The organism is Paenibacillus sp. Soil766, assembly GCF_001428105.1.
Taxonomy (GTDB): domain Bacteria; phylum Bacillota; class Bacilli; order Paenibacillales; family NBRC-103111; genus Paenibacillus_E.
Genome location: NZ_LMSJ01000035.1, coordinates 45,329 through 56,761, shown reverse-complemented (window position 1 = coordinate 56,761; position 11,433 = coordinate 45,329). Strand labels below are relative to the sequence as shown.

Sequence of the window (11,433 nt, the reverse complement as noted above, 5' to 3'; positions counted from 1 at the left end):
CGCGTTCCCATCTCGAACACGACCGTTAAGCCTTCCAGCGTCGATGGTACTTGAACCGCAGGGTTCTGGGAGAGTAGAACGTTGCCAAGCAGTTTCCCTAACGGGAACTTTAGTACTGACGCGGGGTGGAGCAGCCCGGTAGCTCGTCGGGCTCATAACCCGAAGGCCGCAGGTTCAAATCCTGCCCCCGCAACCAATCATTTGAGTCATTAGCTCAGTTGGTAGAGCACCTGACTTTTAATCAGGGTGTCGTAGGTTCGAATCCTACATGACTCACCATTTGCCTTATTTACAGCATGCGCGTATGGCGGAATTGGCAGACGCACTAGACTTAGGATCTAGCGGGTGACCGTGGGGGTTCAAGTCCCTCTACGCGCATCAAACATCCCCAAGTCGTAGATTACGGCTTGGGGATCCCTATGCGGAAGTGGCTCAGCGGTAGACTTCCGCTCCAAAGTTTTATGCGCCCTTAGCTCAGCTGGATAGAGTATTTGACTACGAATCAAAAGGTCGGGAGTTCGAATCTCTCAGGGCGCGCCATCTTATCACAATTGTATCGGGACGTAGCTCAGCTTGGTAGAGCACCTGCTTTGGGAGCAGGGGGTCGCATGTTCAAATCGTGTCGTCCCGATTCAGAAAGAAAGCATAGACTGTCAGCTTCGCGCTGATGTGTCTATGCTTTTTTTGTGCATCCGTGTCTACTAATAACAACTGGGATTCAAGTTTCTCTTGGTGTATAGTAGACAAGGAGGAGGGCTACAAGATGGAACTACGCTGGAGACGGAATCTATTTATTTTATGGATTGGGGCATTTTTTTGCGCGATGGCGTATACACTCTCGATCCCGTTTATCCCTATATTTTTGCAAGAGGACTTGGGTATACATAGTGGTTTGGAGGCATGGTCGGGGATCACGTTCTCTGTGAGCTTTCTCGCAAGTGCGGTTATCGCACCCTTTTGGGGGTCCTTAGCTGACAAATATGGCAGGAAACCGATGCTGCTTCGTTCAGGGCTGAGCTTAAGCGCAGTCTATTTTCTTAACTATTTCGTTAATGATCCGTATACGTTTATTGTTGTTCGTGTGCTGCAGGGACTTATGGCGGGCTATATCCCCGCATCAATGGCTTTAGTCAGTACGAACACACCTGAGAAGCACGTTGGTTATGCCTTAAGTGTCATGTCAACAGCGACGGCTGCTGGGAGCATTCTGGGCCCATTGTTCGGGGGTATGCTAAGCCATTGGGTAGGGACAAGAGAATGTTTTTTGGCATCTGGATTCGTCGTACTCATTTCGGCAGTAATCGCCGTAGTTGGCGTGAAGGAAGTACATCACAAGAAGGCGGGGGCGCGTCCAAGTGTGCTTCAGGATATTAAGCAAGCGACGGCTAATAAGCAGTTATTATCCATTTTTGGATTAACCATATTAGTGGCAACTTCGGTGATGATTTTGGAACCGCTTTTAACGATTTATGTCGTGGAAATCGGCGGAAGCGCCAAGGGGGCATCCTTGAGCTCGGGCATTATTTTCTCCGCTGCAGGTGTGGCGACTGTCATCATGGGCTCAAGATGGGGCATTATTGGGCAGCGAATAGGCTATGACAAAACACTGCTCATTGGCTTAATCGGTGGCGGTATTGGAAATCTGCTGCAGTTAGCTGCGCACAATTTGATCGCTTTTGGTGTGCTTCGTTTTAGTTATGGGTTATTTTTCGCGGCGGTCTATCCGGCGCTGAGTGCACTTATTGTGAAAGCGTCTGATGCTGACTTCCGAGGGAGGGCAATGAGTCTTAACCAAACGTCGAATCAATTAGGGATGATGATTGGTCCTTTAATTGGCGGATTCCTCGGGGGCTTAGTAGGGATTCATTCCGTATTTTTATTAACAGGGTGTGCGTTGCTGTCAGCAGCTGCAGTGTTACAGCTCAATATAAGAAAACAAATGAAACAGATATCTGCGGACTGAGGTTTTAATGTGATTAGATTTGTAAATAAAGAGTTATATATCTGATGACAGAAGGAGCAAATCTAAGGATGTTGAAGAGAACAGTAGGCCGATTGAATAGGGAAACCTCTGTGTTGATGTTTGGTGCAGCTAGTCTTGGACAGGTCACACAAGAGGAGGCTGATGCCTCGATCGCGTATGCGTTGGCACATGGCGTGGATCATTTTGATACGGCGGCGAGCTATGGAGACGCAGAAGTGCGGATGGGCCCGACGATAAGCCGGGTGCGAAATGATATCTTTTTAGCTACCAAAACAGGGCAAAGAACGAAAAAGGAAGCAAAGGAAGAAATCTATCGCTCCTTGGAGAGAATGAAGGTAGATTCCGTCGACTTGTTACAACTGCATGCGGTGGGATCGATGGAGGAATTAGACCGCTGCACGGCAAAGGGTGGATCACTGGAAGCGGCATTAGAAGCGCAACGCGAGGGCATTGTGAAGGAAATCGGGATCACAGGTCACGGGCATCAAGCGCCGGCGGTTCATTTGGAAGCGCTACGTCGGTTTCCTTTTGCCACCATACTCTTCCCACTGAATTACTATATGTATGGGTTGCCGGACTATCGTGAGGCTGTAGATGCACTGATGGAGGAAGCGAACAAGGGGCAGACGGCGATTCGGGTGATCAAAGCCATTGCGAAGGCACCTTGGATTGAAGGGGCGGAGCGGCCGTATGCGACGTGGTATGAGCCTTTTGATCAGCAGGAGATTATCGATGCCTGTGTGCACTTCGTGCTATCGTTCCCGAGCGTATGCGGTTTTGCGAGTGCGGGGGATGTGCATTTATTTCCCAAAATTGTGGATGCCGTTGAGCGCTATGGTACGATGAGCAACGAGGATATGGAACGAATTCTGAGCAGGATTAGTGGATATACGAGTGTTTTTGGAGCACCGACGTCGATTGCTTAATAGGATAAGCCTTCATCCTCCTTGTGGGTTGAAGGCTTTTTTGTGTCTTCCTGAGCTCATACGACACTTACTGGAGGTGCCATACGAATAACTATGAGATAGGTTAGGAGGCATGGTTATGTTTAAAATGAAGGCAGTACCTCGTAGGTTTTGGCAAGTTGGTGTTAGCGCAGTCTTATTGGTGAGTGTTGGCGCGGTGTTCATGAGCTATTTTTACATAAAAGGACTTGATGTATCTCTCTTGAATCAGCCGCTTCCAGAAGCATCCATTGTGCTCGATAAGAATGGTCAAATGGCCTCACAGTTGTCGGCGTCAAAGATCGATGCGGTGAGTTTTAAAGAAATCCCACAGGTGTTGGTTGATGCCATTGTCGCGGTAGAGGATAGACGGTTCTATGAGCATAAGGGGGTAGATATGAAGTCGATCTTCCGTGCTGTAGCCCGTGACGTGCTCAAAGGAAGCTACTCCGAAGGGGCCAGTACCATTACGCAGCAGTTAGCTCGTAACCTTTTTCTTACTGCGGATAAAACGGTGGGGCGTAAATTACGGGAAGCGGCTTATGCCATCCAAATCGAGAGCAGCTACAGTAAGGATGACATTCTGGAAATGTATCTGAACAAGATTTATTTCGGGGAAGGCAGTTGGGGGGTGCAGGGGGCTGCGAAAACGTATTTTAATAAAAATGTGTCAGACCTCACCTTGCCAGAAGCTGCGGTGTTAGCGGCTTTGCCGAAGGCACCTAGTCATTACTCTCCTTTTCAAAATGAAGATCAGGCGTTGGAGAGAAGGAATACTGTCCTAAAGCTGATGCAGAAGGAAGGTAAAATATCTCAAGAGGATTACGATAAAGCAGCTGCTTCAGCACTTGGAGCCGTGAAGACGGTCAATATAGATGAGGCCAAAGGGAGAAATCGGGCTTATGTGGATGCAGTGATTGATGAGGCTGTCACTCTCTACGGGTTTACGGAAGAACAATTGCTAACCGGTGGGTTGCGTATCACCACAGAGCTAGATCCTACGGTGCAGAAAGCAGTTATCGATGTGATGAACAATAACAGTCTGTTCCCAGAAAGCAAGCCAGATCAGCTTATACAGAGCGGTGCTGCTATTGTCGATCAGAAATCAGGTGGAGTTAGAGCGTTAGCCGGTGGACGTGGAGAGGGGGTATTCCGGGGCTTCAGTCGTGCGACGCAGTTAAAAAGGCAGCCAGGATCCTCTTTTAAGCCAGTTGCTGTGTATGGCCCTGCCCTGGAGGTAGGCTACAAGCCTTCAACCATGCTGTTTGATGGGCCGTTGAATATCGAAGGCTATCAGCCACAAGATTGGGATCACCAGTCAAGGGGGCAAGTATCAATGCAAGAGGCTATCACTTCATCCTGGAATATTCCTGCTGTATGGCTTTTACATGAGATTGGCATTGATAATGGCTTGAAGTTCGCGAAATCTTTGGGGATAACGCTGCCTGCACAAGACCGTCAGCTAGGGATCGCGCTTGGCGGGCTTTCTGAGGGTGTATCTCCGCTGCAGATGGCGCAAGCCTTTAGTGCTTTTGCTGCGAAGGGCATCTTAAATCCCGCGCATTTGATCACCAAAATCGAGACAAATGACGGACATCTGCTTGTACAAGCGAAAGGGAAGGGACAATCGGTGATGCGCGCTGAAACGGCTAATGCCATGACAGCGATGCTGCAGACGGCCGTAGTGCAAGGTACAGGGAAAAATGCGGCCATGAACCGTCCCGTTGCTGGAAAATCAGGTACGACGCAACTGCCGGCGACGAAGGAGTTTGAGGGGATTGGCAGCGGAAGTGCCAAGGATGCTTGGTTCGTTGGCTATACGCCGGAATTGACGGCAGCGGTATGGGTTGGTTATGACCGAACAGATGCGACGCATTATTTAACAACTTCAGGCGGGGCAGTGCCTGCTGTATTATTTCGTGAGATGTTGAGTCGTGCGTTAGCTCAAACAGCTGTTGTTCCTTTTGATATTCCGCCGTTGAGTGTCGAGCAGCCTCAGAAGGAAAGCTCTTCCTCGAATGAATCACCATCGAAGAAGGACAAAGAGAAGGAGAAGGAGAAGGAGAAGGAACAGCAGAAGCAAGCGGAGCAAGGGCATGGACATGGGAAAGACAAGCGAAAATGAACTCTGTAGGGCGTCCATCCCTCAAAGTGAATTCTCGGTACAGACACCTGCAAAAAAACCAGTTAGCATCCGCACAATCGGGTGCTAACTGGTTTTTCTTAATCGTCACGTTTATCGCTGTTACCGCGCTTTTTCTCATTCTTTTCTTTGTCGGCATTTTTATTTTTGACATGAAACTTCAACTTGCCAGCATCTAGATCGTATTGTTTGGCAAGTCGCTCGCTTAGTACTTGCTGAGCACCAGGTGCGCTGAGGTCAACAGATCCAAGGAGTTTGGAGATCCAAGCTTGGGCTTGAGAACCTGTAAGATGAATTCTGCCGGCATGAGGTGACTGGATGCTCAGATCAAACTGAGGACCATTTGCTCCCTTGGATTGCTTCAGATGAAAGTTGAAATGCTGCCCTTCTACGCTAACCTCCACATCCTTCAGGTCAGAACGACTATCTGGTGGGGAAGCTTCTGGTCTATTTGCTGCCTTCGTAGGAGAAGCGGTTGGCCCCACAGTTGGGCTGGGAGCTGCCAAATTAGGAACAGGTACAGGTGATTCGCTTGGTACGGGAGAGACGGGCTGTGGGGATTCAGAAGCGAGTGCGGTTTCTGAAGATCCCTTGACATAGGCGGCTTGCTTTTTGTTATTCAATATGACTTCAATCTCATCTCCAGTGTGTAACTCGCTTAACTGTGCTTTCTCGTCATTCATGTACACCCAGACGGATGAAGCCAAAGGAACGGTTTGATCACCAGTATCGGTATGTAAAGTAATCGAATCTGCTGTCAGGACCGTAAGCTTACCTTGGATGGATGTAGACGTTGTCTCACTGGATGAAGTTGTAGCATATGCAGTCCAACCACAGAGCATCAGGGTAGCTATGACAATAGCAATAATCGTTATTTTTTTTCTTTTGTGCATCCTAAACACCTCCGTTAACAGCTTTCGAGCCGAAGGGAGGTTTTAGGACGGTATACGTAAAACTACTTAGTGAGAGATAGCAGGCTAATCGGTGTCGGATTGCAGGCGTTGCATGAATTCTTCTGCTGCACTGTAGCCTTGTTGACGCAGATACCAGCTGTTGGCAGCGGCTTCGATAAGACCGGCTACATCGCGTCCGGGCTGTAGCTGAATCTCAATATGGGGAATTGAAATGTCCATATAATCGGTGAAAGTAGGCTCTAACTCTAAATCATTGTTAAGAGCATGTTCCTGCCACTTCGTCAGCTCGATATCGAGTACGATGCGTGTTTCATCTTGAAAAGCTTTGCGGCCATAAAGCCGTGAGACATTGATGAGTCCAACGCTGCGCAGCGCGAGGAATTCCTTCGTTTTGCCATTGTGCGTGCCAAGCAGCGTTTCAGGGCTAATCTTCTTGAGCACCACGATATCATCGGCGACTAAGCGATGCCCTCTGCGGATCAGTGTGTGGGCGGTCTCGCTCTTGCCAACACCGGATTTCCCACGCAGCAGGACGCCGATCCCCGAAACATTGACGCATACCCCGTGAACGGCGATCTCCTGAGCAAGAGATTTACTCAAAAATAAATCAACTAAGTCTTGGAATTTGCTCGTATGGGCACTCGTACGGAGAAGGGGGATCTTCTCTTCTTCGCAGTACTTCTTTAAGTATTTCAAGCCTTCTTGGTTTCTCGTTACGACGAAACAAGGCGGGTGATATTTGACGATATTACCAATGTGCAAATTTCTTTCAGTTTCGCTGAGCTTATGCAGATAGGTAATTTCTTTACGACCTAATAGCTGTACATGCGCTTGCGGGAAATATTCAAAATAGCCGACAAATTCCAAACCTGGGCGGTGCGCCTTTGTTTTGGTAATAGGACGGTGAAGCTCCGAATGGCCAGCAAGAATTTCGAGCGAGAAGCGTTCAACTAAATCTTTTACAGTGACGGACTTCAAACAGGTGATCCTCCTTCGAGTTGATCATAAGGTCGTTCACTACTAGATTCTCTTTCCTATAGGAACAATCCTTTAAATGATGGCGTATGAGCCTTCTGAACATTGGTTTTACAACGATTTCTATGGTTTCCATTGCTTTTGCAAGCTAAGTTGGTATGATTGTAGGAAAAGTGGTAAGGGGATCGAACGAACATGGATGTAACTTATAAGAACTGTCAAAGCTGCGGGATGCCTCTCGCTCGGGATGAGCAAGGCGGCGGTACGGAGAAAACGGGTATTAAAAGTAAGATGTACTGCAGTCATTGCTACCAGAACGGTGCTTTCACATCGCCTGATCTAACGGTTGAACAGATGAGAGAACTGGTAAAAGGGAAGTTAGTTGAGTTCGGTTTCCCGCGATTTCTAACAGGGCTATTCACGAAGAATATTCCCAAGTTGAAAAGATGGTCATCCAATAAGTAAAAAATAACGCTCTGCACCCAAGGTGTAGAGCGTTTTCTAATGACTTGCATTCCGTGTCTCTGTATGTAAAAGCAGCTATCTGTGAAAGCCGCATTTTTTGGCAAGTGTTGGCCATGTCGAGAGAAACATGCTTTCCCACCTGTCTTCAGGTAATACGAGGATCCATCTAGCGATTTGATCCAAGCCCATTTCGTAAAGCGTGTGAAGCACTTCTTCTTTTTCTGATCCGGTTTTTAATGCTAACATCTCAAAACCACCTCAATCGGTTGTATTCAAACAATTATGTATATGCGAAGTTTTGAAAATATGTGACGGTATTTTCAAAAAGCTTGTTCATTCGCCTAAGAATAAGCATATTGTTTATACCACTTAGCAATTAAGATGGAAGATTTAGGGTAGGCTTATCTCATTTCAACTGATTCCGAATGTTCGGATCAAGGCTTTGGAGCACCTGAGCAAGCTCCTCGTCTGTGACTGTCTCTCTTCCATATCGCACCCGATTATAAGCTGTGGTAAGCGCGTGAACGGAACCTTCTGCAAGTTGTGTTTGATTCGTGAGCTCCCAGCCTGTTTCGTTAGGGGTTAATGTGCGTTTGAAAGTGTAACCGCTTTTGCTCGCCTGCCTAATCAACACACGGTACAGATAGCGGATGCGTTCCTGATTGTTCGGCAGCTGTGACCAGGATAGCCCGCGTGCGGAAGAAGGCCACAGCTTGGAGCTTGCTTTGCGCCACCACAGATTAGGAAGCTCTCTCCAATCGAGCAGGGCTTCTTTCTCATCGGTATAACCGTCGTCAGAAGTATCCCCTTGCTCACGACGCAGCGATCGCTTCCAAAAGCGCCGAATGAAGGAGAGAAGCGCTGGTGCAAGCTTCATCAAGATTAGATAGAGGCAGCCGAGGATGAGTGCAATGATCAACACATATCCAACAATTTGCACAAGATATTGCATGAGAATCCCAAACCAACCTGGTTCATGCGGTTCAACTGGCGGAAGCACCATCGGAGGCGGTGCTGAAGGACTGGCTTCAGGAACTGCAGGCGGTTCTTCGGAAGACATCAATCCCAGCAGCCAAGCAAGGATGCCATGCAGAAGGCGCATAAGGGCTTGCTTGACTTGCTGAAAGTAAGCGACGGCTGCAATAACCCCAATAAAGCCGATTAACCAAATACGGCTAGAACGTTTCACGGTTTGAGACAGCGACGAGGCGGCAGCGCGATGATTCCCTGCTAAGGTAGCGACAAGAAGCTGCGAGCGATTCGTTATGAAGAAGAAGAGGATCAGGGTAGCGAATCCGAGTCCGTTTAAGGCTATTTTGTACGGATGCATAAGCTCTACTCGGGTCATAATGGGAACACCAATGAAGTACATCACACCAGAGATCACGAAAACCCCAGGTGGATAAAGGGAGAACCGTCCATCTTTGGTATACCGAATCCCCCGATAGACGAGTAGTGCACTAATGGCCGCACTTAAAGCAACCAGTAAGGGGTCCATTTGAAAAACAAAAGATAATCCGTAACCTGCGGCTACGCAGACAAGGACCTCGTAGCCTGTGCGAGAGAGCCACTTGAATTGTCCCACATAAACACCAATCACGAAGCAGAGTAACAATTGGATGCAAGTTAGCGCAAGTGCGCTATCGAACACATAAACTTGAGCTAATGTAACGAGCGGTGCAAAGATAACCAGTTCGACGAAGCTGAATAAGAGTGCAAGGCCGCATCCCCGTAGAAAGTAGGATAAACGAGAAGGCGGAGAATTCGTTTGATTAAGCAAGGGCTTGAGCATCGGATGGCGTCGCCTCCTTATCGCTGAGATCAAGAAGATTATGCTGCAAGGGGACTAGGAAGACGGAATGTCCGGATGCTTCAAGTCGTTCGATGCTGCGTGCCATCCCCTCAGATACGAAGGCAGTCAGCAGAATGATATCCAGCGCTTCACCTTCCACCTCGATGCCATAATCAAGAAAATCTTCACAAGAGCGGGCACAAGAGATCGCGAGCTTCGCCATCGTTTGAAAAAGATGTGTGAGCTGCCCCCAGCCGCCTTCAGGCGCACAGTACACGGGAGCACCAGGTTCATTCTGCAGCCAACCGTTGTAGCCAAAACCGACAGGAACACCTCGGCTAACGGCATGTTCGGCTAATGTTGCGGCGTAGGAAAGGGCTATTTCGACCAGTTCAGGGTCGGTTACGGCATCCCACATCGTTTCGGTGACTTGACTATTAACGATGATAAGTAAGCGAGGATCAGCCGTGAATTCTCGGTTGTACACCTGAAGCCGCTGGCTGCGCGCCGTTGCTTTCCAATGAATGCTATTCATCGTATCACCATAGCGGTACTCCCTTGCACCGGATACGAGAAAGGGATCAGGCATGATCCAGCGCTGGACGGTTACATCTCCTTGCCAACGGCTAGACAGGAGTGGAATGTCATCGCGATTCACCAGACGCGGGTAAACTAGAAGCTCTACGTGTATACGGTGCGTAGTAGAAGCTGCTTGCAATCCGACGAAATCACCCATCGTTGCAGCGATGGTTTCCAACTTGTACCAGCCGCGTTTCGCTGCATGAACACCATGGCGCCGCACGATGCGGGTATAGGGCATTAGACTGAATAAACTGCGATGATTTTGAAAAAGGGAGCCGCTGCTCACTTCCAGATTGTTCATTTGCGTGAAGTGGAGTCCCGCATGAATCGTTGACTCTAAGCGCAGCCAGGGAATCGGCGCAAGCTTACGATTCACGATAGTTTCAATCATGAGAATATCATCGCCGACATGGCAATGTGTCGTATTAAAGGTTCGTTCGATGCGAAGTCCGCGAAACCCCCAGCGGGCGAAAAACTGAAACTGGAGTAAGAACAGAGCGGCAGCGATAAGGACAATCCAGCTTATGCTCATCCGTCCGTTACCCCATCTTCACTTCCGTAGGAACGGGGGTAGCGGCAAGTACACTCGTCAGCAGTGCAAGCACCTGCTGATCTTGCTGGCGCGAGCGCGTGCGCAGCAGAATGCGATGCGCCCAGACGGGCGCTACCAGCGCCTTGACGTCGTCCGGCAGCACGTAATCGCGGCCGCGCAGCGCCGCATAGACCTGCGCCGCCTTCATCAAGGCGCGCACGCCGCGCGGGCTGACGCCGAGCGCGGCATCCGCATGCGTGCGCGTCGCTTCCGCGAGCTGCACGATGTAGCGCAGCAGGTCGTCGCTGACGCGCACCTGCGTGAACAGCCCCTGCGCTTCGAGCAGCTCAGCGCAGCTCACGACCGGCAGCAGCCGATCCAGCGGATCTTGCTGCTGGTAGCGCTGCAAGATCAAAACCTGCTCGGCTGTCGTCGGATAGCCGAGTGACAGCTTCATCAGGAAGCGGTCGAGCTGCGCTTCCGGCAAGGGAAAGGTCCCCTGATTCTCGACAGGGTTCTGCGTGGCTATGACGAGGAACGGTGCTTCCAGCTTGCGCGTTTCCCCGTCGATGCTGACCTGGCGCTCCTCCATGCTCTCCAGCAAGCTGGATTGTGTGCGCGGCGTCGCGCGGTTGATCTCATCCGCGAGCACGATGTGAGCGAAGAGCGGACCTGGGCGGAATTCGAACTCGCCCAGTTTCTGGTTGAAGAAATTGATGCCGCTTACATCGGAAGGCAGCAAGTCGGGGGTGAACTGGATGCGCTTCATCGAGCCGTCCAGGGAGCGGGCCAGTGCCTTCGCCAGCTGGGTTTTCCCTGTGCCAGGCACATCTTCAAGCAGCACGTGACCGGAGGCGATCAGTGCGATGACCAAGAGCTCGACGGTGTCGTCTTTGCCTATAATAACGTGACCAACGTTTTCTTTGATAAGGGATGCGATGCGTGCAATAGGTGCGATATTCAAATGATTAACCTCCTAAATAGTGAATGATGCGAATGATTGCTGTGGTTGGCTTGTGGCTTATAGGCTCCCTACGTAGTCAAAGTGGTTCACACGGGTAGCCGAAGTGTCAGGATTTACATATACGTCATCTAATTTTAC

Annotated in this window: 10 protein-coding genes, 5 tRNA genes and 1 rRNA gene; 10 read left to right on the top strand and 6 right to left on the bottom strand. The window is 49.6% G+C overall.

Annotation, left to right across the window (positions count from 1 at the left end; translation table 11 throughout):
- The 9 genes from rrf to ASG89_RS25865 form a co-directional block, all read left to right on the top strand.
- Positions 1-90, top strand: a 5S ribosomal RNA gene (rrf, locus tag ASG89_RS25905); the annotation flags it as partial.
- 29 nt (positions 91-119) lie between these two features.
- Positions 120-196: transfer RNA gene (locus ASG89_RS25900), tRNA-Met, on the top strand.
- Between the two features lie 7 nt (positions 197-203).
- A tRNA-Lys gene (locus ASG89_RS25895) sits at positions 204-279 on the top strand.
- 19 nt (positions 280-298) lie between these two features.
- A tRNA-Leu gene (locus ASG89_RS25890) sits at positions 299-378 on the top strand.
- Positions 379-463: 85 nt separating this feature from the next.
- Positions 464-540, top strand: a tRNA-Arg gene (locus ASG89_RS25885).
- A gap of 17 nt (positions 541-557) precedes the next feature.
- A tRNA-Pro gene (locus ASG89_RS25880) sits at positions 558-631 on the top strand.
- Positions 632-667: 36 nt separating this feature from the next.
- On the top strand, positions 668-1,963 hold the full coding sequence (locus ASG89_RS25875; protein WP_082593616.1) for an MFS transporter: 1,296 nt from the start codon (positions 668-670) through the stop codon (positions 1,961-1,963).
- A gap of 68 nt (positions 1,964-2,031) precedes the next feature.
- A complete protein-coding gene (locus tag ASG89_RS25870) occupies positions 2,032-2,910 on the top strand; it encodes an aldo/keto reductase (protein ID WP_057313910.1) in 879 nt (292 codons plus the stop codon).
- Positions 2,911-3,028: 118 nt separating this feature from the next.
- Positions 3,029-5,053 (top strand): transglycosylase domain-containing protein, encoded by a 2,025-nt coding sequence (locus ASG89_RS25865; RefSeq protein WP_235549923.1) that lies wholly within the window; start codon positions 3,029-3,031, stop codon positions 5,051-5,053.
- 98 nt (positions 5,054-5,151) lie between these two features.
- On the opposite strand, the gene ASG89_RS25860 is transcribed toward ASG89_RS25865, so the two are convergent.
- Entirely contained in the window at positions 5,152-5,964 is an 813-nt protein-coding gene (locus tag ASG89_RS25860; protein WP_057313909.1) for a hypothetical protein, read from the bottom strand.
- Between the two features lie 84 nt (positions 5,965-6,048).
- On the bottom strand, positions 6,049-6,963 hold the full coding sequence (gene hprK, locus ASG89_RS25855; RefSeq protein ID WP_057313908.1) for an HPr(Ser) kinase/phosphatase: 915 nt from the start codon (positions 6,961-6,963) through the stop codon (positions 6,049-6,051).
- Positions 6,964-7,155: 192 nt separating this feature from the next.
- Between hprK and ASG89_RS25850 the strand changes: the two genes are divergently transcribed.
- Positions 7,156-7,425, top strand: a complete 270-nt coding sequence (locus tag ASG89_RS25850; RefSeq protein WP_057313907.1) for a zinc ribbon domain-containing protein — start codon at positions 7,156-7,158, stop codon at positions 7,423-7,425.
- A gap of 75 nt (positions 7,426-7,500) precedes the next feature.
- Here ASG89_RS25850 and ASG89_RS36695 read toward each other — a convergent pair whose 3' ends face one another.
- From ASG89_RS36695 to ASG89_RS25835, 4 genes are all read right to left on the bottom strand, one after another.
- Entirely contained in the window at positions 7,501-7,671 is a 171-nt protein-coding gene (locus ASG89_RS36695; protein ID WP_155993910.1) for a hypothetical protein, read from the bottom strand.
- Between the two features lie 160 nt (positions 7,672-7,831).
- Positions 7,832-9,217, bottom strand: coding sequence for a DUF4129 domain-containing protein (locus ASG89_RS25845; protein WP_057313906.1), 1,386 nt, complete (start codon positions 9,215-9,217; stop codon positions 7,832-7,834).
- Complete coding sequence (locus ASG89_RS25840) at positions 9,198-10,331, bottom strand: DUF58 domain-containing protein (RefSeq protein ID WP_057313905.1); 1,134 nt, start codon at positions 10,329-10,331, stop codon at positions 9,198-9,200. The genes ASG89_RS25845 and ASG89_RS25840 overlap by 20 nt, the downstream gene beginning before the upstream one ends.
- Before the next feature lie 7 nt (positions 10,332-10,338).
- Entirely contained in the window at positions 10,339-11,295 is a 957-nt protein-coding gene (locus ASG89_RS25835) for an AAA family ATPase (RefSeq protein WP_057313904.1), read from the bottom strand.
- Positions 11,296-11,433: the final 138 nt, after the last annotated feature.

Bases quoted from the DNA above. Each gene is read 5' to 3' on its own strand.
- ASG89_RS25875 (WP_082593616.1), top strand. From the start codon at position 668: ATGTGTCTATGCTTTTTTTGTGCATCCGTGTCTACTAATAACAACTGG.
- ASG89_RS25870 (WP_057313910.1), top strand. From the start codon at position 2,032: ATGTTGAAGAGAACAGTAGGCCGATTGAATAGGGAAACCTCTGTGTTG.
- ASG89_RS25865 (WP_235549923.1), top strand. From the start codon at position 3,029: ATGTTTAAAATGAAGGCAGTACCTCGTAGGTTTTGGCAAGTTGGTGTT.
- ASG89_RS25860 (WP_057313909.1), bottom strand. From the start codon at position 5,964: ATGCACAAAAGAAAAAAAATAACGATTATTGCTATTGTCATAGCTACC.
- ASG89_RS25850 (WP_057313907.1), top strand. From the start codon at position 7,156: ATGGATGTAACTTATAAGAACTGTCAAAGCTGCGGGATGCCTCTCGCT.
- ASG89_RS36695 (WP_155993910.1), bottom strand. From the start codon at position 7,671: ATGTTAGCATTAAAAACCGGATCAGAAAAAGAAGAAGTGCTTCACACG.
- ASG89_RS25845 (WP_057313906.1), bottom strand. From the start codon at position 9,217: ATGCTCAAGCCCTTGCTTAATCAAACGAATTCTCCGCCTTCTCGTTTA.
- ASG89_RS25840 (WP_057313905.1), bottom strand. From the start codon at position 10,331: ATGAGCATAAGCTGGATTGTCCTTATCGCTGCCGCTCTGTTCTTACTC.